The organism is Salinisphaera sp. LB1 (assembly GCF_003177035.1).
In the GTDB taxonomy this organism is placed as follows: Bacteria; Pseudomonadota; Gammaproteobacteria; order Nevskiales; family Salinisphaeraceae; genus Salinisphaera.
In genome coordinates this window covers 2683320-2703258 of sequence record NZ_CP029488.1, presented here as the reverse complement: position 1 = coordinate 2703258, position 19939 = coordinate 2683320, and the positions used below count along the sequence as shown (strand labels likewise).

The window sequence follows — 19939 nt, the reverse complement described above, 5'->3', positions numbered from 1 at the left end:
AGCTGGCCGCGCCGTGGGCGCGACGCGACCGGCCGTGGGTTGATTATTCGCGTTCTTCGGGCGCGGTGGCGCTCGCTTCATCCAGCGCGGCGAGGGCCTGTTCGTCGAGGGTGATCGAGGTCGCGGCGACCAGCTGGTCGAACTGGGACATCGACGTCGCGGACACGATCGGCGCGGTCACGCTCGGCCGCTGGATCAGCCAGGCCAGCGAGATCGCGGCCGGCGTGGTCTCGTAGCGCGCAGCCACTGCGTCCAGCGCATCGAGAATGCGCATGCCGCGCGCGTCGAAGTATTTGTCCACGAACGGTGCCCGCGCACGGCCTTCGGCGTCGGCGCGGCTGCGGTACTTGCCGGTCAGGAAACCGCTGGCCAGCGCGAAGTACGGGGTCACACCGAGCTGGTGCTCGCGGCAGATCTCGGCCAGATCATTCTCGAAGTCGAAGCGGTCGTAGAGGTTGTAGAACGGCTGCAGCACTTCATAGCGCGGCACCTCCAGATCGCGGGCCGCGCCCAGCGCCGACACCAGGCGCGAGCCATCGTAATTGGATGCCCCGATGTTGCGAACCTTGCCGTCGGCGATCAACCGATCGAAAGCCGCCATGGTTTCGTGGATCGGCGTGCTGTCGTCGTGGGTATGGGCGAAGTACAGATCGAGATAATCGGTATTCAGGCGCCGCAGCGAGTTCTCGATCGCGGTGGTGATCCAGTCGCGCGACAGCCCCTGGCCCTGACCGGGCATCTCCATGCCCACCTTGCTCGCCAGCACGATGCGATCGCGATTGCCGCGTTCGGCGAAATAACGCCCCAGCAGGCTTTCCGATTCCCCGCCGGCGTGGCCCTCGGCCCACTTCGAGTAGACGTCGGCGGTATCGATCATGTTGAAGCCCGCATCCAGCCAGGCATCGATCATGTCGAAGCTGTCTTTTTCGTTCAGCGTCCAGCCGAACACGTTACCGCCGAAAATCAGCGGGGCGGTCTTGAGGTCGGTCAGACCCAGTGTGCGGTATTCCATGGTCACTCCATTGGATGGTTCGATTCGATAGCAAGATCGCGGCGACGCCGATCGCCCGGGCGGCCGTGAGCGACTCGAGTCAAGACAGACGCCGAGGCACGCCAGCGCACTCGAGGGTCCGGAATCAGCGGCAGCCCCTGCCTGCAAGGCCGACCAACCGTCAAAGCCATGCCCGGCCTCCAGGCCCGGAGCAACTGAGTGCATGATGCACGCAACATGGCGCGTACGCATCCCGTGCTACACCAATGGCACTTGCGCTAAGCTCGGTCACCTCGAACCGCCGTCGAACGTCATGCGCCCTTCACGCCCACGAGTCGCACTTGTGCTACTGGCCGCGATCGGCCTGTTGGGCATGATCGCCGCGGGCACCGCCTGCGCGCACGATCCCAATGCGCTCTGGCATATCGTGCACGACAAATGCGTACCCGCCGCCCGGGCTGATCACGGCACCGGCCCCTGCGCGCGCGTCGATACCGCCGGCGGCTATGCGCTGCTCAAGGATCTCGTAGGGCCGCTGCAGTATCTGCTGATTCCAACCCGGCGCGTGACCGGAATCGAAAGCCCGGCCGTGCTCGCGCCCGGCACGCCCCATTATTTCGCCGAGGCATGGCGCAACCGGGGTGTCATGGCCCAACGTTTCGGGCACCGGGTCCCCGACGATGACATCCTGCTGGCCCTGAACTCGCCCCACGGGCGGACCCAGAACCAACTGCACATCCATATCTCCTGTATCGATCCGATGGTAAAGCAGCGGCTCACCGCCATGGCGCACCGGATCGGCCGGCAGTGGGCCGCCCTGCCGCGACCGTTGCAAGGACATCGCTACATCGCCCGCCGGGTTTCGATCAACCGGCTCGAGCGCGAGAGCGCTGTGCGGCTGTTGGCTGACCACGACCATGCGCGACAGCATATGGGCGACTACGGCATGGCGCTGACCGCGGTCAACGGTGCCGGCCCCGTATTGCTTGCCACGCGCACGCATCGACTCGCGGGCAACTTCGGCTCGGCCGAGGAACTGTCCTCGCATGCCTGTGGCGTGCTGCCCGGCATTGATCGCTTTCGCGCCCCGTAAGCGTTTCGCCGGTAAGGCTAGACTAGCGGTCATGCCGTCGCTCAATTCGCCTCGTCGCTTCGTGTACGCCAGCCTGGCGGCGACAATCTTCATTGTCTATGGCTCGCTCTATCCCTTCGCTTTCCACGGCGGCTCGCCGGTGGCCGCGGTCCGGACACTGTTTCTCAGCGACCACATGCGCGATCAGCCGTTTTCCGGCCTGATCGCGAACATCGGCCTGTATGTCCCGCTGAGCCTGTTTTGCGTAGCGGCACAGAATGACGCACGGCCCGCATGGCGGCAGGTACTGTGGGCAACCGGGCTGGGCACCGTGCTGTGTGTGGGCATCGAGATCAGCCAGTTCTTCGACACCGGCCGCGTCACCACGCTCACCGATGTCTATGCGAACGTGGCCGGTACGCTGTTCGGCGCGCTGCTGGCGCTGCCACTGACCCGGTGGCTGGATCGGCCCGGCGACATGAATTCACCGGCACGCCAGACCGCCGCACTGCTGCTGCTGTCGTTTCTCGCCTGCCGCCTTTTTCCCTACGTGCCCACGATCGACCTGCACGCCTACTGGCGGGCGATCAAGCCGGTCGTCATCCATCCCAGCGTGCACGGCTTCGACGTCGTGTCCTACGCGGTCACCTGGACGGTGGTGGCGGCCCTGCTGCGCGATCTGGCCGGGCGCCGGCGCAGCCGCTGGTTGCTCGTGGCCGTGATGCTCGCGATGTTGTCGGCCAAGATCCTCATCACCCACAACCGGCTGTCGTTGTCCGAACTCGTCGCGCTGCCGGTCGCCGTCGCCGCCTGGCTGGTATTGTCGACCCGGCAGCGGGCATGGGCCGGCGGTGTGCTGGCCGTACTGCTGGGCCTGGTGATCGTCGGCGATCGCCTGCTGCCCTTCGACTGGCAGCCGATCGGGCATGCATTCGGCTGGCTGCCCTTCTTCTCGATTCTGCACGGATCGATGGCCGCCAATACCCAGGCGCTGGCCGACAAGGTTTTTTTGTATTCGAGCCTGGTCTGGCTCATCACCGTGGCCGGCCCGCGTCATGCCGTCGCCGGCGCCCTGGTCGCGGCCGGGCTGTTCGCCACCAGCGTGCTCGAAACCCACCTGCCTGGCCGTTCGGCCGAGATTACCGACGCGGTGATCGCGCTCGGCGCCGCCACGGTACTCGGCTGGCTAGCGGTGTCCCCGGGGACGGGCCAAACCGCGGCCGGGGCGCGAATCAAGCCCGTACGCGATACACCACCGGCAGCCGAATAGGCCACCCACTCAACCGGACAAGGCGTCCAGAAGACCCGCCGCCAGCAGCAGCGCGGCGCCGGCGATCTGGGCGGCGGTCAAGGTCTCGTTTGTGAAGAGCGCCGACGAAACCACGCCGACCAACACTTCGCTCATGAGCAGAATGCCGACCCGGGCCGGTTCGAGACGGGCAGCCGCCCAGACCAGCGCCAGCATCGACCCGATCCACCAGATCAATGCGGCGGCCACCACCCAGACGGCGGATACGGCATCGAACGAGATGGCGGGCGCATCCGGCGCCATCGGGAGCACCAGCCAGAGCAGCCCGCCCGCGATCAACGCGCCTGCGGCGAACACCGTGCTGCCGGCAAGCGGCGGCATTTCACCGCGCACCCGCATGCCGACCGAGGCCAACGACCACAGCGCGCCCGCCGCGAGGCCGAGCCATTCGCCCACCGCACGCGGCAACGGCACGCCGTCGTGCACGCCCAGCACTAGCACGAGCCCGATCAGGCCGAGCCCGATCACCGCGTAGCGCAGCCGCGGCACCGGCCAGCGCAGCACGAACGCCGTGATCAGAGTGGTCCATACCGGCGTCAGGTAGAACAACAGGATCACCGCGCTGATCCGCCCTTCCACCAGACCCACCGAATACAGCATGAAGGCCGCGCCACCCGCGGCGTTGGCACCGAGACCGAGCGGATCGATCCGGCCCGGGCGCGAACGGACAACGCACATGGCCATCAGCAACAGTACAAACGCGACCCCCGCCACCAGCAGCGAGCCTCGAGCCCCGACCAGGCCCGCGCTCGCCAGCGCACGGACCGGCACCCAGTACACCCCCCAGAGTGAGCCGGCAAGGAGCACACACAGGCTCGCCAGGCCGGTGTGACGAGAACTCGACATAACACAGCGACGGATGGATTCGACCGGCGATACTACCAGTCGGTCGTCGCGGGCGCGCGGTGCGTCAGTGCATTACCGTCCGATCGCCGGATGGGCCGTGAATCAACGGCGAATCGCTGCCCGCCCGCCGCCGGCGCGCAAGGCCTGCCCCCGGGCTCAGTCGTCCTGTCGAGGCGAACGCACGTAGCGATGCCAGGGATGCTGTTCCTCGAAGCCCAGCAGATCGCGGATCTTGCGATTCGAATACAGTGCTTCGTATTCGCCCAGCTCCCGGGTCACCGGCACGTCCGGATAGAATTCCTCAATGATCTCGGTGGTGGTCAGGTCGACCGAGTTGTCATCGTTGCCGGCGTTGAAAACCTCGTAGCCCAGCCCGTCGGTCGCCAGGCAGCGATCCACGATCTGACCCAGGTCGCGGGCGTCGATGTAGCAGAATATATTACGGCGGCGCAGCGACGGGTCGTCGAAATAGCGCGGGAAAAAAGTCGCGTATTCATGCGGCTCGATCACATTGCCGATACGCAGGCCATAAATATCCGCGCCGCTGCGCCGGGCGAACACTTCCGCGGTCGCCTCGTTGCAGAGCTTGGACATGGCATAGCTGTCGATGGGCCGGGTCGGATGGTCTTCGGTGACCGGCAGGAATTCCGGCTTGACCTCGCCCTCGGCGAAACAGACGCCGTAGGTGGTCTCCGAGGAGGCGAACACGATCTTGCGCACCGCGAGCTTGGTGGCCGCTTCGAGTACGTTGTAGGTGCCCACCGTGTTGATGCGATAGGTCTCGTTGTCCGGCGTGACCAGAATGCGCGGGATGGCGGCGAAATGAACCACGGCATCGAACGGCTTCGGCCCGCCCTCGGCCTGTTCCAGCTCGCCGAGATGCGCATAGCCCGTCAATGCATTGAACATCTGGCCTGAATCGGTGATGTCGGCGGTCAGGTTGTGGACTCGCGGGTCATCCAGCGGCGTCCGGTCGATGTTGACCACGGTGTGGCCGCGATCGAGCAGATAGGGCACCACATGGCGGCCGGCTTTGCCGGAGCCGCCGGTAAAAAGAATACGAAGGGACATGCGCGTTCATCTCGGGTACGACAATTCAGCTATCCTGACATAGCAACCGCTGCCATGGCCGTGTTCATCCCTCCGCCATTCGTTGCATGCCGGCCGCCGCTGGCAAAGCCTCACCCGCCCCCGCGGGCGATCGCCGCGAGCCGCAGGGACCGGCCGCTCAGGTGTCGCCGGGCGCCGGGGCCCAGCGGCGCAGCGCCATATACGCCAGAAACGCCGCCCCGGCCGAGCCCGTCATCACGATCGCCATGGCCCGGGCATCGCCGCCGATCAGGCCCACGCCCCAGGTGGCGATGGCGCCACAGGCGAACTGGAACACGCCGAACAGGGCCGATGCCGCGCCGGCGGCGTCGGGCGCCAGATCGAGCAACCCGGCGACCGTGTTCGCCCCGGCAACGCCAACCGTCGACAACAGGAAGAACAACGGCACCGCCACGCCCCAGAAGCCGCCGAAACCGGTCAATGTGGTCGCCAGCAGAATCAGGGCACAGGCCAGCGTATTGCCCACCGCCACGCCAAGCAGCGTGCGATAGCCGAAACGCTGGACGATGCGCCCGTTGGTGAAGGTGCCGATCAGCATCGACACGACGTTGGTACTGAAATAGAAACCGAACAGCGATTCGTCCACGCCAAATTCGTTCACGTACACGAACGAACTGGCGGCCACGTACGAGAACAGCGCGCCGAACATCAGCGAGCCGCAGGCCAGATAGAGAAATACCGGCAACCGCGTGACCAGCGAAAGATAGCCGATGTATTGCGACACCAGGCTGCGGTCGCGCACCCGCCGACGCTGCGGATGCGACTCGGTCAACAGCAGCGCAATGCTCGCCAGCGCAACGATGGCATAGACCAGAAGCATCCAGAAAATGAGCTGCCATTCGCCGAAGAACAGAATCATGCTGCCGATCATGGGCGCGATCAGCGGTGCGGCGCCCATGACCATGACCACGAACGACATCACACTGGCCGCCTTCGAGCCCTGGAAACGGTCGCGCACGATGGCCCGGGCCATCACCGGCCCGGCCGCGGCACCCAACCCCTGCACCAGGCGCGCCACGATCAGCATATCGATCGAGATCGACAACGCGCAGGCGAGGCTCGCCACCAGATACAACGCCAGCCCGAAATACAGCACCGGGCGCCGGCCGTGCCGGTCCGATACCGGACCATAGAGCAACTGGCCGAAGCCCAACCCCACGAAGAACAGGCTCAGACTGTACTGGACATGGGCCGGGTCGACGGCGAACTGGCGTGCCAGTGCCGGCATGGCCGGCAGATAGGTATCGATCGACAGCGGCGCGACGGCCGTCAGCAGGCCGAGCACGCAGACCATGAGCACGTGCTCGCCCCGGCTCTGGGCGGTTTCGGTCATCGAGAGAACTCCTTGCACCGGCCGGCGGACGGTGAGACAAGCGCGCGGGCTGTTCGCCGCGAGCGGCGGCGCGCCGATTCAAGCGACGCGTAGTATGCCAGCCGCGCGCTGCGACCGTCGAAACGGCAAACGCCCCTATAGACCGGCCTGGACACGCGCAACCAGGGCGCGCGTGTTCGCCCGGCCGGTATCGGCCAGCGCGATCGCCTCGCCGGGCGGATCGAGCGGCGGCTGCAGGCGGGTGAGCGTGTGGCCGGGCGGCATTTCCACCGCCAGCCGGAAGCCGGCCTCGGCGACGATGCGCGCGGTATCGGCCCAATACACCGTTCGCGCCATGTTCCACACCAGATCGTCGCGGATCTCCGCGCCGGTCCACAAGCGCCGACGCCGATTGGCCGAGAAGCAAGCCAGCCGCGGTTCGCGGAAAGTCACGTCACGGGCCATGGCGTCCAGCTGGCCGGCCGGCGTTTGCATCAACGCACAATGGGACGGCACGGCCATGTCCAGTCGCACCACCCGTTGCGCCCCGGTGTCGGCAGCCGCCTGTTCGAGCCGGGCCAGCGCGGTATCGGCGCCGGCGACCACGATCTGCTGATCGGCGTTTACATTGGCCAGATAGAGGGTGTCGGCCGCCCCGGCCCCGATATTGAGTTCATCGAGCAACGCCCCGACCGCCGCGACCGACAGGCCGATCACGGCGACCATGCCATAGCCTTCGGGATAGGCCTCGCCCATCAGGCGACCGCGTTCGGCCACCAGCCGCAGCGCATCGGCAAAATCGATCGCGCCCGCGACCACCGCCGCCGGCCAGGCGCCAATGGAAAGTCCTATCACGGCGGCCGGCGCGGCGCCGGCTTGGATGAGATCGCGCGCGGCCGCGACCCCCACCACGCACAGCGCGATCTGCACCGCCCGGGTGTCGGCCAGGGACGCGCGCGTATCCAGGGCGCACACGTCTTCACCGAGCGCGGCGCGGGCGGTCGCCAGCGTTTCGGCCACGACGTCGTTGTCGGGCAAGTCGGCGAGCATGCCGGGGCGCTGCGCCCCCTGCCCGGGAAAGGTGAACACCACGCTCATGACGTACAGCCTGCCATGAGCGCCCAGGGATCGGCCGCCAGATACGGCCCCTGATCCGATTTGATCAGCACCTGCGGCGACGCCGACAGCCAATCGGCCAAGGCCACGCCGCCGGCCGGCGTTTCCAGCTGGACGTCGCAGCGCACCGGCAGCGTGGCCAGGCGTTCGGCCAGCGCGCGCAGCGCGGCCGGTGCCGGCGTCTGGCCAACACGAAGGATCAGATCGAGATCGGATTGGGCATGACAAGCCGCCGCCCCGCAGGCCAATTCGTAACCCACGGCCCCGCCGATGCCCCAGGCGCCGCGCCACGGCGCCATCGCGGCGCGCAGCGCCGGCAGCACGGCGAGGGCCGGGATGCGCGCGGCCCGCGCCGGGTCGGGCCCGTCGACGAGCGATTCCGGCGTGACCGGATCGCCCCGCAACCGCGAGGGCGATACACGGGCGGCGAAGCGTCGATCACGGCTCGCCCCGCGAACGCCGACCGGCAGGGTCGTCGTATCGCGATGCCCGCGTCGCACCACCACCGGTTCGCCGCGGGCGACCACGGCATGCGCCCACGCGGGAGCATCCGGTGTCAGCGCCGCCGGCGCGATCTGCACCAGATCATGCGGACGGAACGCCGCGCCTACCGTCCGCGGCTGGCTGTAATCACCGCCGGCGAGATCGGTCAGCCGGCCCACTGTTCCCGCAGCCGGCGCCGAACCGCCATCGAGGCTGGTCGGCCCTGGTCGTCGAAACGATCGGCCAGATCGGTGCGACCCCCGATATCGGCGACCGCCGCCACCAGGGCCTCACGCACCACGGCCACCTGACTCGTATCCTCCGCCGCCACATCCAGCCGGCGATGCAACAGGCCGAGCGAGGCATAGCTGTCGATATCGTAGGCCATCGGCGTGATAGTCCGGGCCAGCGCCTCGACACCTTCAACGCTGCGCTGGGTGATGCGCGCCGCGGCCTGCTTGCCCATGGCATGCACCTGGACCGATTCGCCGGACAGCGCGAGCAACCGGTTGGCCTGATAGCCGTGTGCCAGAAAGCCCCCGGACATGGCCCGGCCGACGATCAGCCCGATCACCGGATGCCCCGCCTGGCGGGCCCGAGCATAGGCCTCCGCCGCCGCGGCCAGCGCCTGATGGATGCCATAGGCTTCTTCGGTACGGCCGTAGGCCTGACTGGGCACGTCGATCACGGCCACGATCACGCGCCGGGTATCGGCGCTGTCGTCGGCGGCCATTGCCTCGCGCACGGCACGGGCCAACGCCCAGCCTTCGGCGAGGCCGACCTCGCCGTTGCGGGCGCGCGGGTAACGGCTGTGCGGGTCGGGGACGACGGCAATAAAGCGAGCGGCCCGGCCGGCCAGTTGGCCGTCGACCACGCGCACACTGGCCGGATAGCCGGACTGCACCGGGGCCTCGCCGACCAGTGCCGACAGCCACTCGGCGCCGAGGGATGGGGCTTCATTCATGACGGCCTCCCAGATGTCGGGCGAAAACCTCGCGCACGACGCCGGCCTCGGCGCGCTCGGCCGGATCGATCGCTTCGAGCAAGCGGTCCCAGGCCGCGACATCGGCCGTACGCGCCAGCCGCGTCGGGCCGGCGGCCACGGCCGCGGCAATGCGCGCGCGAATCCGGGCGCGATCGTCATCCGTGCGTTCGTCGGCCAGGCCGGTGGCCGCGCGCTGGGCGCCGCCGAGCAGACTCCAGATCATCGGCCGGTCGCGGGAATCGAATTCCTCGACGCCGGCTTCCTGTTCGATCACCTGCGGGCCATTCAGGCCCAGCCGGGCCTCGCGCGTGACGATCAGATGCGAACACAGCCCGGCGGCGATCGACATGCCGCCGAAACACCCCACCGGCCCCGTGATCACGCCGATCACCGGAACCAACGCGCGCAGCGCCACGATCGCGGCATGGATCTCCGCGATCGCCGCCAACCCGCAGTTGGCCTCCTGCAACCGGACCCCGCCGGTTTCCAGCAACAGCACCGGCACCACCGGCTTGCCGGCGGCGGCATCCTCGGCCGCCAGCTCCAGCGCCCCGGCGATCTTGGCGCCGCCGACCTCGCCCATCGAGCCGCCCTGGAACGCCGGCTCAATCGCCGCCACGACCACATCGACGCCGTCGATGGTGCCGCGGGCGATGATCACGCCGTCATCGGCCTGGGTGACGATGTCCTGTTTGGGCAGCCAGGGCGAGGTCTGGCGCTCGAACGGCCCGACCAGCTCGCGCATCGTGCCCGCATCGAGCAGGCACTCGACGCGCGCCCGGGCCGGCAGTTCGACGAAGCTCTCGCGCGCCAGCAATTCGGCGGTATTCATGCCGCACCGCCGTCGGCCCGGCGCGCGGCCTGTTCCATGGCCTGGGCGATACGCAGCCGCACCACAGCGGGAGTGGCACCGAAATCGTTGATCTCGAGCGCCACGGCCGGGGCCTGTCCATCGGCGAAGATGCGATCGATCACGGCTTTCCAGATGTCGTTGACACCGTCGACCGAGGTCTTGATCGCCACCGTGGCGCGCCCGACCGCGCCCGGCTCGAGCAGCACTTCGAGATCGCCGGAGCCGACGACACCGGCCAGCGCGCGGCGTGCTGGCGGTTCGCCGGCCGGATAATCAAGCGATAGCGTTTGCATGGTTTGTCTCCTGCAGGTCCGAACGGAATCCGGCTGCGGTTTCGAGGCGATCCACCAGCAGCGTGGCCGCCAGCAGATCCGCGGCGCCGCCCGGCGAGGCGTTGTGCGCCAGAAAAACGGCGTCGAGTTCGGCCAGGGCCGTGCGGCCGGCCACGCGGGCCGAGCCCCCGTGCGCGGCCACCGCCGCCGCCGCACGCTGTACCGCGGCCAGGCCGGAGGCGCCGGCCCGATGCAGCACACAGGTATCGTCGAGCACGGCGATGATCGCCGCCAGCGCGTCCAGCCGGGCCGAGTCTTCGTCGGCGTCCCGGGCGCGGGCGCGGGCGCCATGCAATGCCGGCAGCCCGGCTTCAACGATCTGCGGAAAACCGGCGATGGCTTCGCCACGCGCGCCGGCCACCCGATAGCGCGCCACGACGCGCGTACCGTGCGATGCCCGACGCATCGACGCCGCCACCGGATCGTCGATCGCCGCCATCCAGGCGACCCAGCCGAGCAGCGGCACCGCTTGCCATTGCCGCCGCGGCGTCGCCGCGGCGGCCGCCACGATCAGGCCGAGCGCCCAGATCGCGCCGCGATGCGTGTTCACGCCGTGGGTAGCCTGCATCATCGCGGCCTCGGCCTCTCGGCCGGCCACGCCCAGCGCCGCGCGCAGGGCCGCCGCATCGGCCTCCCCGGCAGCAGCGGTCGCGATCGCGGCGAAGCCCGGTTCCAGTGCCAGCGCCGAGGCCGTCATCAAGGCGTGATCCATATCGCGATGCGCGCCGGTCGTCGTCCGGTCCACCAGCCCCGGTTTGGGCGTGAGGTCGAGTTCGTCGCGCAGCGCAGCCACGGCCATGCCGGCCAGATCCAGTGCCGGTGAGCGCGGCCCGGCAGCGCCGGCGGCATCGAAATCCAGACGCCGCATCACCAGCTCCGGAAGCGCGGTGGTGGATCGTAAAGCCCGCCCGACCAGTCGACCATGTCGGCAATGCTGGAGGCGGCGAGCTGCGATCGCGTGGCCTCGGCGCGCGCCACGCCCAGATCCTCGGGCAGGCGGATCTTGTCCTGCTGGCGCAGCCGCGCGCTGATCCGCGGATCGGCCGACCGCCCCAGCGGCGTGACCCCGGCGACGGCCGCGATCATCGCACGCCGCTCTGCCAACGATTCGGCCTTGTACAGATACGCCAGCCCTTCTTCGGTGAGCAAATGGGTGGTGTCGTCGCCGTAGACCATGACCGGGGCCACCGCCAGATGGGCTTTCTCGGCGACTTTCACCGCGTCGAGCTGGTCGACGAACGTCGGTTTCAGGCCGGCCTGGAAGGTCTCGACCATCTGCACCACCAGCTTGCGCCCGCGGCCGAGCTTGTCGTCCGGCCCCGCGAGATGGGCCCAGGCCGGTGTGGCATGTCGCCGCCCGCGGGCATCGCTGCCCAGATTCGGCGCCCCGCCGAAGCCGGACACGCGCGACTCGGTCACGGTCGAGGAATTGCCGTCGGGGTCGATCTGCAGCGTGGCGCCGATGAACATGTCGGCCGCGTACTGGCCGGCGAGCTGACAGAACGCACGGTTGGATCGCAGCGAGCCATCGGCGCCGGTGAAGAACACGTCGGGCCTGGCCGCGACATAGCGCTCCATGCCGAGTTCGGTGCCAAAGCAGTGCACGGACTCGACCCAGCCCGATTCGATCGCCGGAATGAGCGTCGGATGCGGGTTCAGCACCCAGTTCTTCGCAATGCGCCCGCGCAGGCCGAGCTTTTCGCCGAAGGTGGGCAGCAGCAGCTCGATGGCCGCGGTATTGAAGCCGATGCCGTGATTGAGCGAGGTCACGCCGTGTTCGGCATAGATCCCCTTGATGGCCATCATCGCCATGAAGATCTGCACCGGCGTGATGTTGCGCGGGTCGCGCGTGAACAGCGGCTCGATGTAGAACGGCCGGTCCGCCTCGACCACGATATCGACCCAGGACCCCGGGATATCCACCCGGTCGAGATCCGATACGTCGTCGACGATCTCGTTGGCCTGGGCGATCACGATGCCGTCGGAAAACGCCGCGGCCTCGACCAGCGCGGGCGTGTCCTCGGTCGACGGGCCGGTATAGAGATTGCCCTCGCGGTCGGCCTTGAACGCCGCGGTGAGCACGACGCGCGGCGTGAGATCGACGAACAGCCGGGCGTACAGCTCGATGTAGGTATGGATGGCGCCGACCTCGATCGTACCGTCCATCATGAGCGCGCCGATGCGGTGGCTCTGGGTGCCGGAGAAGGCGAAATCCAGTTTTTTCGCGATGCCCTTTTCAAACACCGCCAGATGCTCGGGCCGGCCCACGCTCGGCTGGATCATGTGCAGGTTGTTCACGCGCGCCGGGTCGAGCTCGGCCAACGCACGCGACAGGAAATCGGCCTGTTTCTGGTTGTTGCCTTCCGCGATGACGCGGTCGCCCGAGCGGATGCAGGCGTAGAGAATATCGGCGATGGCCTCGCGCCGGGCCAGCTTGCCCTCGAGGTGGCCGGCGGCCGCCGCCAGGCGCTCGGCCTTGTCCTCACCGCGCGTGTTCCAGTTGCGTGTATCGTTGTCTTGAATCATGCCACCGCATCGCCTGAGCCGGGATGGCCGACGATAGAATCGGCCCACCGGAGGATCAATCAAGCTCGCGTTAGCTTCGTTAACGTCGGGCAAAGCCCAGCGCCGGTCGCCGTGCATGCCGCGGTCACCGCCCCGGGTCTGGAGGAGCCATCATTTGAGCGGCAGCGACGAAATCACCCTGCGCAAGCTGGAGATCTTTCTAGTCTTCATGCGCGAACGCAATCTCGCCCGGGCTGCCGAGGCCCTGGGGCTGTCGAGTGTGTCGGTACACAAGGCGATTCATTCGCTGGAGACCGCGGTCGGCGCGCCGTTGTTCGCCCATCGCGGCCGGGCGCTGGAACCGCTGGCCTCGGCCACCGTGCTGGAGTCCCACGCCGCCGACATCATCGACGGCATCCAGCGCAGCGTGGACGCCACGCGCCAGGCCGCGGGCATCTCGCCCCGGACCTTCCGGATCGGCTCGCTGTATTCGCTGACCATCGAGGTGGTGCCCCGCATCATCACCGCCATCCAGACCTCGCTGCCGGGTTGCAACATCGAGCTGGTGCTGGGCTCGAATACCGATCTCGAGGACAAGCTCGCCGCCGGCGAGGTCGATGCCGCGGTGATGTGCGTACACGATATGGACAGCTCGCGCAGCCGGCGCGTCATCGCGCTGTTCGAGGACGAAATGTATCTGGCCAGCCGGAAGAATGACGCGCCTTCACGGACCCCGGTGGATCTGCGCGACTGGGCGGATCGGTCGTTCGTGATGCTGTCGCAGGAATTCTCTTCCGGCCGCGATGCCTACCGCATGTTCGACCAGGCCGGGGTAACGCCGAAGGTCGCGCTGCGCGCCAACGACATCTTTTCTCTGTCGTCGCTGGTGCGCGGCGGCGTCGGCCTGGCCCTGCTGCCCGGTCGCATCGGCCAGCTCTACCCCGGCGTCCTGCAATACTCGCGCGTGCGCCGCGAGCAACGCGTGTCCCAGACCCTCGGGCTGTGCTATCTCGCCTCGCGCGCCGAGGACGAAGCGATCGTGGCGCTCGAGGCCGCGGCGCGCAGCGCCACGGCCGAGCCCCGGCCAGCCTGACCTGACGCAGCGACGCGGGGTGCCGTTAAGCACGTCGCTGTCAACGAAATTCTTCTGTTCCTGAAAATCCCGCAACCGCGCGCTCTCGCGCCCGGCACGCTATAACTAATGTCGAGCGGGACAGCGGGAACAAGCTGTGCAGACAATGCGAAACAAGCCCGCATGGCGCGCTCGTCGGCGGTTCGTGCGGCAATCACGCGGCAACGCCTGAGCGGGCCGCACTGGCCTTCGCTCCGAAGCTATGGCTTCATATGCGGCGTTTCGCATCCCAGTCGAGTCGCGCCCATGTTCGATAAACCCCGTGTTGGTCTTGCCGGTGATCCGGACAGCTCGTGGCGGCTTGTCGCCGATGTGGGCGGCACCAATGCGCGCTTCGCGCTGGCCGACGACTACGGCGCGCTACAGGGTCAGGAGACGCTGCGCTGCGAGGATTTTGCCGGCCTGGCCGAGGCCACCCGGCATTACCTGTCGAATCACAATGTCGGCAGCATTCGCGCGGCCGCGGTGGCCGTCGCGACCGCCGTCTACGAAGACCATGTCGCGTTCACGAACTCGCCGTGGTCGTTCTCGATCCGGGACCTGAGTCGCCAGCTCGGGGTCAAGGATTTTCACGTCGTCAACGACTTCACCGCACTCGCGCTGTCGATCCCGCGACTGGATCGCGAGTGGCTGGTGCCGGTGACCCCACATGGCCGGGGGGCACCGAATGCGCCGCGCGCGGTGATCGGCCCGGGTACGGGGCTGGGCGTGTCGGGCGTTTTCCACTTCGGCGGCCGCTGGCGTGCTCTCGACAGCGAGGGCGGCCATGTCACGCTCGCCCCCGCGGATGCACGTGAAGTCGAGTTACTGGGCATTCTCACCCGGCAGTTCGATCATGTGTCGGCCGAGCGCGTGCTGTCGGGGCCGGGGCTGGTCAACCTGTATCGAGCCAACTGCGAGCTCGAAGGCGTGGACGCCGAGGCGCTGGAGCCGTCGGACATCACCGAGCGCGGCCTTGCCGGGGAATGTGCCATCTGCATGAAGGTGCTCGACGACTTCTGCGCCATGCTGGGCACGGCCACCGGAAACCTGGTGCTCACCCTGGGCGCGCGCGGCGGGGCCTATATCGGCGGTGGCATCGCGCCGCGGCTGCAGCCGTTTCTGGCGCAAAGCCGTTTCCGCGAGCGATTCGAAGCGCACGGGCGGCTGTCCGAGTATCTCGCCGACGTCCCCTGCTACATCGTGACGGCCAAATATCCGGCGCTGGAAGGCGCGTTAGCCGCCCTCGACGACCTGTAGCCCACCCCCGAGTACAAGCTTTGGCAACAACAAGTTAGCTCGGCTTCGTTTGATTGTGGGCACGGTCCCAGAATGGTCTATTAGACCTTCGTTCCGTTGTGATCCCCGAACGTTTGCTCGATGCTTGAACAAATGCGCCCGCTGTGGCGCACGAGGCAATCGTAACTAAACGAATACGCCGTGGCCCGACGGGCCGGATACGGTATCAGGGAGGAGCCCATGAGGAACCAGAGTATTTTGCGCAAGAGCGTCACCATCGGCCTGTCGGTCGCCGCCATGACGGTCGGTGGTGTGGCCCTGGCCGCACCCAGCAAGGGCAGCGTCAGCGTGCTGAACTGGTGGACATCGGGCTCCGAGGCCAAGTCCATGAACGTGCTGCAGCAGATGATGGCAGACAAGGGCTACAAGATGATCAACGACGCCGTCTCCGGCGGCGGCGGCTCCAACGCCCGCACGGTGCTCAAGTCGCGCATCCAGTCGAACAACCTGCCGGGCGCGGCCCAGATCAAGGGCCCGGAAATTCAGCAGTGGTGCACCACCGGCCTGACGATGAACATCGACAAGGTCGCCAAGCAGCAGAACTGGTCCAAGATCCTGCCCGGCCCCGTGGCCAAGGGCATGCAGTGCAACGGTCACTATGTGGCCGTGCCGTTCAACCTGCATCGCATCAACTGGCTGTGGATCAACAAGTCGGTGATGCAAAAGGCCGGCGCCCAGATGCCGACCGACTGGGATTCGCTGGTGGCCGCGCTCAAGAAGCTGAAATCGGCCGGTATCACCCCGATCGCCGGCGGCGGCGACACCTGGCAGGTGGCGACCGAGTTCGATGCCATCGCGATCGCCACCGGCGGCGCCGACTTCTATCGCAAGGCTTTCGTCGACCTCGACCCGAGTGCGCTGTCCGGCGACACCATGGCCAAGGTCTTCAAACGTCTGCGCACGATCGAGCAGTACGAGGATCAGAACGGTCAGGGCCTGTCGTGGAACCATGACACCGGCGAAGTGGTCCAGGGCAAGGCCGCGATGCAGATCATGGGCGACTGGGCCAAGGGCGAAATCACCAACGACAACGCCACGCCGGGCAAGGAAATCGCCTGCATGGCGTTCCCGGGCGAACACAACGGCTTCGTTTACAACACCGACTCGTTCGAGATGTTCAAGAGTTCGCATTCGGACAAGAATGCCCAGTACGCGTTCGCGCGCACGGCGTTGTCGCCGAAGTTCCAGCGCAAGTTCAACATGGCTAAGGGCTCGATCCCGGTGCGTGAGGGCGTCTCGCTCAAGGGCTTCGATGCCTGTGCGAAGCAGTCCCAGAAGGACTTCACCGCCGCCGAGAAGAACAATGCGCTTGTGCCGAGCTTCTCGCAGGACATGGCCGAGAATGGCGCAGTCAAGGGTGCCATCTTCGATGTCATCGCCAAGTTCTACAACGACAAGAGCATGACGCCGGAAGCGGCCGCCAAGGCCATGGCGAGCCAGGCCAAGCAGGCCAAGATGATGTCCCAGATGTAGCGGGTGGCATCATCCGCCTTCCTTCAAGCCGGCGCCTAGGCGCCGGCTTTTCTCTGATGCGCCGACAAGCACAACGGATAATCCTACATGGCTGAATCATCGCCCCGGGCCGCCCAGGCCGCGGCCACGCCGTGGCGACGCCGGCTCGATCGCTGGCTGCCCAAGTTTTCGCTGGTACCCAGCGGTCTTGCTTCGCTGATCTTCATCTATGGCTTCATCGCCTGGACGATCTGGCTGTCGCTGACCAACTCGAGCCTTCTCCCCACCAACAACTTCGCTGGCCTGCGCGAGTACAAGGTGCTGTTTCAGCTCGATATCTGGTGGGTATCGGTGATCAATCTGGCGATCTTCGGCATTCTCTATGTCGCGATCTGTCTGGCTATCGGCCTGTTTCTGGCCATCATGCTCGATCAGAAGATCCGCGCCGAAGGCTGGTTGCGCACGATCTATCTCTACCCGCTGGCCCTGTCGCTGATCGTGACCGGTGTCGTCTGGAAATGGCTGCTCAATCCCAGTCTCGGTCTGGAGCATGTCGTACAGTCACTGGGCTGGACGGGGTTTTCATTCGACTGGCTGGTCAATCCGAACATGGCGATCTATACCGTGGTGATCGCCGCGGTCTGGCAGGCGTCGGGCTTCGTCACCGCCCTGTTCCTGGCCGGCCTGCGCGGTATCGACAGTTCCATCATCAAGGCAGCCCAGATCGATGGCGCCAGTCTTCCGCGCGTGTATTTCTCGATCATCATCCCGAGTCTGCGACCGGTGTTCTTCTCGGCGATCATTCTGCTGGTCAGCCTCGCCATCAAGAGCTTTGACCTGGTCATCGCCCTGACCGGTGGTGGCCCCGGCTACTCGACCTGGCTGCCCGCCATTTTCATGTACAACTTCGGCTTCAATCGGGGCCAGATCGGCCTGGGTGCGGCCGCCGCAACGCTCATGATGGCCGCCGTCGCGCTCGCCATGCTGCCCATGCTCATTGCCGAACTGAAGGAGCGCCGTGATGGCCGGACCCACTGAAGACGGCATTCAGCGTGGCGGACCAATCGCCCGCGCGCTGGTCTACGCCGTGCTGATTTTCGCGGCTCTCTATTTTCTGATGCCGCTGTACGTAATGCTGACAACGTCGTTCAAGACGCTGCCGCAGATCAGCCACGGTAATCTGTTCGCGCTGCCATCGCCGTTCTCGACCGAAGGCTGGACGGCCGCCTGGTCCAAAGCCTGTACTGGCGCCGACTGCTCCGGGCTGCACGGCTACTTCTGGAACTCCGTACGCTTTACGATCCCGGCCGTGGCGTTGTCGACCCTGTTTGGCGCTATCAACGGCTATGTGCTGACCAAGTGGCGCTTCAAGGGCTCCGAACTGGTCTTCGGCCTGCTTCTGGGCGGCACCTTCGTGCCTTTCCAGATGTTCCTGCTGCCGATGGCCGGCGTACTCGGCAAGATCGGGCTGGCGAATTCCCTGACCGGCCTGGCGCTGGTGCATACCGTCTACGGTATCGCGTTCACGACCCTGTTCTGTCGCAATTACTACGTCACCATTCCGGACGAGCTGGTGAAGGCGGCGCGCATCGACGGCGCCGGCTTCGTGTCGACATTCTTCTACGTGATCCTGCCAATTTCGACGCCCATTCTGATGGTGTGCGTCATCTGGCAGTTCACCCAGATCTGGAACGACTTCCTGTTCGGCGTGGTGTTCACCTCGGGCAGCGAGCATCCGATCACGGTGGCGCTCAACAACCTGGTCAACACCTCGTCGACCGGGGTCAAGCGCTACAACGTGGACATGGCCGGCGCGATTATCACCGCCCTGCCCACGCTTATCGTGTACGTGGTGGCCGGACGCTACTTCATGCGCGGGCTGACTGCGGGCGCAGTGAAAGGCTGACGCCAATTCAAACCGGGGGCGGGCCAGCCCGCGGCCGCATGGGCGACCGCGTGCATCCCGCGAACCAACGCCATAACGAGAAGCGAATTACATGGCCGTACTGAAAATCGATAACGTATCCAAGACCTTTGGCGAAACCCGTGTCCTCGAAGACATCAACATCGCCATGGCTGAGGGCGAATTCCTGATCCTGGTCGGCCCGTCCGGCTGCGGCAAATCCACGTTGCTGAACATGATCGCCGGCCTGGAGACCATCAGCTCCGGTACGATCACGCTGGACGGTACGCCGGTCAACGATCGCAGCCCGCGCGAGCGCGACATCGCCATGGTGTTCCAGTTCTATGCGCTTTATCCGAACATGAACGTGCGCAAAAACATCGAGTTCGGCCTGAAAATGCGCGGCGTCGACAAGACCGAGCGGGGGAAGACGGTCGAACGCGTGGCCAAGATGCTGCAGATCGAGAACCTGCTCGACCGCAAGCCGGCGCAGCTATCCGGTGGGCAGCGCCAGCGTGTGGCGATCGGCCGCGCCCTGGCCCGTGACCCGGCGCTGTTCCTGTTCGACGAGCCGCTGTCCAACCTCGACGCCAAGTTGCGCGTGGAGATGCGTACCGAGCTCAAGCAACTCCATCAGCGCCTGAAGACCGCCATGGTCTACGTGACGCACGATCAGATCGAGGCCATGACACTGGGCGACCGGATCGCGGTGATGAACGAAGGCCGCGTGCAGCAACTCGGCACACCGCACGAGATCTACGACAATCCGGCCAATCGCTATGTCGCCGGTTTCATCGGTTCGCCGGCGATGAACTTCATCGCGAGCGAGTTCTCGGGCGGGGAACACGGCACGATCCGATTAACCTCGGGACAGGCGAGCATTGACCTCACGCTGCCGGAGGCGACCGCGAGCCGGCTTGCGGCGCACGGGCAGTCGAAGGTCATCATGGGCATGCGACCGGAGCATCTGGCACCGGCCGAGCCCAGCGACGAGAATGCGCTGACCTGCCCGATCGAGATCGTGGAACCGACCGGCCCGGATACCTATCTGCTCACCCATATCAACGACATCGAAGTCACCGCGCGCTGCACGCCGTCGGCGGCACCCGATGCCGGCGCGAATATGGCCCTGTCGTTCGATACCGCGCGTGCCGTATTCTTCGACTGCGACAGCGACGAGCGAATCGCCTAGGCGCGCCCACCCGCCAGTAAGAAAAAGCCGGGCTCGAGCCCGGCTTTTTTTCTTACCTGCCATGCCAT

19 protein-coding genes are annotated in these 19939 nt (G+C 66.6%); 8 read left to right on the top strand and 11 right to left on the bottom strand.

Going from position 1 to position 19939, the window contains the following annotated elements; translation table 11 throughout:
• Window positions 1-43 precede the first annotated feature (43 nt).
• The gene (locus SALB1_RS12185) at window positions 44-1012 is read right to left on the bottom strand and encodes an aldo/keto reductase (RefSeq protein ID WP_109994118.1); all 969 of its coding nucleotides are present in this window, start codon (window positions 1010-1012) and stop codon (window positions 44-46) included.
• 292 nt (window positions 1013-1304) lie between these two features.
• Between SALB1_RS12185 and SALB1_RS12180 the strand changes: the two genes are divergently transcribed.
• Window positions 1305-2084: a CDP-diacylglycerol diphosphatase gene (locus tag SALB1_RS12180; protein WP_158590729.1), complete on the top strand. Its 780-nt coding sequence runs from the start codon at window positions 1305-1307 to the stop codon at window positions 2082-2084.
• Window positions 2085-2115: 31 nt separating this feature from the next.
• A complete protein-coding gene (locus tag SALB1_RS12175) occupies window positions 2116-3333 on the top strand; it encodes a VanZ family protein (RefSeq protein WP_158590728.1) in 1218 nt (405 codons plus the stop codon).
• A gap of 9 nt (window positions 3334-3342) precedes the next feature.
• On the opposite strand, the gene SALB1_RS12170 is transcribed toward SALB1_RS12175, so the two are convergent.
• The 10 genes from SALB1_RS12170 to mdcA form a co-directional block, all read right to left on the bottom strand.
• The gene (locus tag SALB1_RS12170) at window positions 3343-4218 is read right to left on the bottom strand and encodes a DMT family transporter (protein WP_109994115.1); all 876 of its coding nucleotides are present in this window, start codon (window positions 4216-4218) and stop codon (window positions 3343-3345) included.
• A 156-nt stretch (window positions 4219-4374) separates the two neighbouring features.
• On the bottom strand, window positions 4375-5289 hold the full coding sequence (locus SALB1_RS12165; protein WP_109994114.1) for an NAD(P)-dependent oxidoreductase: 915 nt from the start codon (window positions 5287-5289) through the stop codon (window positions 4375-4377).
• A gap of 157 nt (window positions 5290-5446) precedes the next feature.
• Window positions 5447-6661 (bottom strand): Bcr/CflA family multidrug efflux MFS transporter, encoded by a 1215-nt coding sequence (locus SALB1_RS12160; protein ID WP_109994113.1) that lies wholly within the window; start codon window positions 6659-6661, stop codon window positions 5447-5449.
• Window positions 6662-6796: 135 nt separating this feature from the next.
• Complete coding sequence (locus tag SALB1_RS12155; RefSeq protein WP_109994112.1) at window positions 6797-7738, bottom strand: ACP S-malonyltransferase; 942 nt, start codon at window positions 7736-7738, stop codon at window positions 6797-6799.
• Window positions 7735-8418, bottom strand: coding sequence for a malonate decarboxylase holo-ACP synthase (locus SALB1_RS12150; RefSeq protein ID WP_199678784.1), 684 nt, complete (start codon window positions 8416-8418; stop codon window positions 7735-7737). The genes SALB1_RS12155 and SALB1_RS12150 overlap by 4 nt, the downstream gene beginning before the upstream one ends.
• Window positions 8406-9203 carry a biotin-independent malonate decarboxylase subunit gamma gene (gene mdcE / locus SALB1_RS12145; protein WP_109994111.1) on the bottom strand — a complete coding sequence of 266 codons (798 nt, stop codon included), beginning with the start codon at window positions 9201-9203 and terminating at the stop codon, window positions 8406-8408. The genes SALB1_RS12150 and mdcE overlap by 13 nt, the downstream gene beginning before the upstream one ends.
• The gene (locus SALB1_RS12140; protein WP_109994110.1) at window positions 9196-10056 is read right to left on the bottom strand and encodes a biotin-independent malonate decarboxylase subunit beta; all 861 of its coding nucleotides are present in this window, start codon (window positions 10054-10056) and stop codon (window positions 9196-9198) included. The genes mdcE and SALB1_RS12140 overlap by 8 nt, the downstream gene beginning before the upstream one ends.
• Window positions 10053-10370 carry a malonate decarboxylase subunit delta gene (locus SALB1_RS12135; RefSeq protein WP_109994109.1) on the bottom strand — a complete coding sequence of 106 codons (318 nt, stop codon included), beginning with the start codon at window positions 10368-10370 and terminating at the stop codon, window positions 10053-10055. Before SALB1_RS12135 ends, SALB1_RS12140 begins: the two co-directional genes overlap by 4 nt.
• Window positions 10351-11277, bottom strand: a complete 927-nt coding sequence (locus SALB1_RS12130) for a triphosphoribosyl-dephospho-CoA synthase (RefSeq protein ID WP_109994108.1) — start codon at window positions 11275-11277, stop codon at window positions 10351-10353. Before SALB1_RS12130 ends, SALB1_RS12135 begins: the two co-directional genes overlap by 20 nt.
• Window positions 11277-12935 carry a malonate decarboxylase subunit alpha gene (gene mdcA / locus SALB1_RS12125; protein ID WP_109994107.1) on the bottom strand — a complete coding sequence of 553 codons (1659 nt, stop codon included), beginning with the start codon at window positions 12933-12935 and terminating at the stop codon, window positions 11277-11279. Before mdcA ends, SALB1_RS12130 begins: the two co-directional genes overlap by 1 nt.
• A gap of 154 nt (window positions 12936-13089) precedes the next feature.
• Between mdcA and SALB1_RS12120 the strand changes: the two genes are divergently transcribed.
• From SALB1_RS12120 to SALB1_RS12095, 6 genes are all read left to right on the top strand, one after another.
• Window positions 13090-14007, top strand: coding sequence for a LysR family transcriptional regulator (locus SALB1_RS12120; protein WP_158590727.1), 918 nt, complete (start codon window positions 13090-13092; stop codon window positions 14005-14007).
• A 285-nt stretch (window positions 14008-14292) separates the two neighbouring features.
• Window positions 14293-15285 (top strand): glucokinase, encoded by a 993-nt coding sequence (gene glk, locus SALB1_RS12115; RefSeq protein WP_109994105.1) that lies wholly within the window; start codon window positions 14293-14295, stop codon window positions 15283-15285.
• Window positions 15286-15504: 219 nt separating this feature from the next.
• Entirely contained in the window at window positions 15505-16797 is a 1293-nt protein-coding gene (locus SALB1_RS12110; protein ID WP_109994104.1) for an ABC transporter substrate-binding protein, read from the top strand.
• A gap of 87 nt (window positions 16798-16884) precedes the next feature.
• Window positions 16885-17814 carry a carbohydrate ABC transporter permease gene (locus tag SALB1_RS12105; protein ID WP_109994103.1) on the top strand — a complete coding sequence of 310 codons (930 nt, stop codon included), beginning with the start codon at window positions 16885-16887 and terminating at the stop codon, window positions 17812-17814.
• The gene (locus tag SALB1_RS12100) at window positions 17798-18682 is read left to right on the top strand and encodes a carbohydrate ABC transporter permease (protein ID WP_109994102.1); all 885 of its coding nucleotides are present in this window, start codon (window positions 17798-17800) and stop codon (window positions 18680-18682) included. Before SALB1_RS12105 ends, SALB1_RS12100 begins: the two co-directional genes overlap by 17 nt.
• Window positions 18683-18773: 91 nt before the next feature.
• Window positions 18774-19871, top strand: a complete 1098-nt coding sequence (locus SALB1_RS12095) for an ABC transporter ATP-binding protein (protein ID WP_109994101.1) — start codon at window positions 18774-18776, stop codon at window positions 19869-19871.
• The last annotated feature ends 68 nt before the right edge of the window (window positions 19872-19939 follow it).

What these genes read in the sequence shown, in the direction of transcription:
- SALB1_RS12185 (WP_109994118.1), bottom strand. Translation starts at nt 1,012, where the DNA reads ATGGAATACCGCACACTGGGTCTGACCGACCTCAAGACCGCCCCGCTG.
- SALB1_RS12180 (WP_158590729.1), top strand. Translation starts at nt 1,305, where the DNA reads ATGCGCCCTTCACGCCCACGAGTCGCACTTGTGCTACTGGCCGCGATC.
- SALB1_RS12175 (WP_158590728.1), top strand. Translation starts at nt 2,116, where the DNA reads ATGCCGTCGCTCAATTCGCCTCGTCGCTTCGTGTACGCCAGCCTGGCG.
- SALB1_RS12170 (WP_109994115.1), bottom strand. Translation starts at nt 4,218, where the DNA reads ATGTCGAGTTCTCGTCACACCGGCCTGGCGAGCCTGTGTGTGCTCCTT.
- SALB1_RS12165 (WP_109994114.1), bottom strand. Translation starts at nt 5,289, where the DNA reads ATGTCCCTTCGTATTCTTTTTACCGGCGGCTCCGGCAAAGCCGGCCGC.
- SALB1_RS12160 (WP_109994113.1), bottom strand. Translation starts at nt 6,661, where the DNA reads ATGACCGAAACCGCCCAGAGCCGGGGCGAGCACGTGCTCATGGTCTGC.
- SALB1_RS12155 (WP_109994112.1), bottom strand. Translation starts at nt 7,738, where the DNA reads ATGAGCGTGGTGTTCACCTTTCCCGGGCAGGGGGCGCAGCGCCCCGGC.
- mdcE (WP_109994111.1), bottom strand. Translation starts at nt 9,203, where the DNA reads ATGAATGAAGCCCCATCCCTCGGCGCCGAGTGGCTGTCGGCACTGGTC.
- SALB1_RS12140 (WP_109994110.1), bottom strand. Translation starts at nt 10,056, where the DNA reads ATGAATACCGCCGAATTGCTGGCGCGCGAGAGCTTCGTCGAACTGCCG.
- SALB1_RS12135 (WP_109994109.1), bottom strand. Translation starts at nt 10,370, where the DNA reads ATGCAAACGCTATCGCTTGATTATCCGGCCGGCGAACCGCCAGCACGC.
- SALB1_RS12130 (WP_109994108.1), bottom strand. Translation starts at nt 11,277, where the DNA reads ATGCGGCGTCTGGATTTCGATGCCGCCGGCGCTGCCGGGCCGCGCTCA.
- mdcA (WP_109994107.1), bottom strand. Translation starts at nt 12,935, where the DNA reads ATGATTCAAGACAACGATACACGCAACTGGAACACGCGCGGTGAGGAC.
- glk (WP_109994105.1), top strand. Translation starts at nt 14,293, where the DNA reads ATGTTCGATAAACCCCGTGTTGGTCTTGCCGGTGATCCGGACAGCTCG.
- SALB1_RS12110 (WP_109994104.1), top strand. Translation starts at nt 15,505, where the DNA reads ATGAGGAACCAGAGTATTTTGCGCAAGAGCGTCACCATCGGCCTGTCG.
- SALB1_RS12105 (WP_109994103.1), top strand. Translation starts at nt 16,885, where the DNA reads ATGGCTGAATCATCGCCCCGGGCCGCCCAGGCCGCGGCCACGCCGTGG.
- SALB1_RS12100 (WP_109994102.1), top strand. Translation starts at nt 17,798, where the DNA reads ATGGCCGGACCCACTGAAGACGGCATTCAGCGTGGCGGACCAATCGCC.
- SALB1_RS12095 (WP_109994101.1), top strand. Translation starts at nt 18,774, where the DNA reads ATGGCCGTACTGAAAATCGATAACGTATCCAAGACCTTTGGCGAAACC.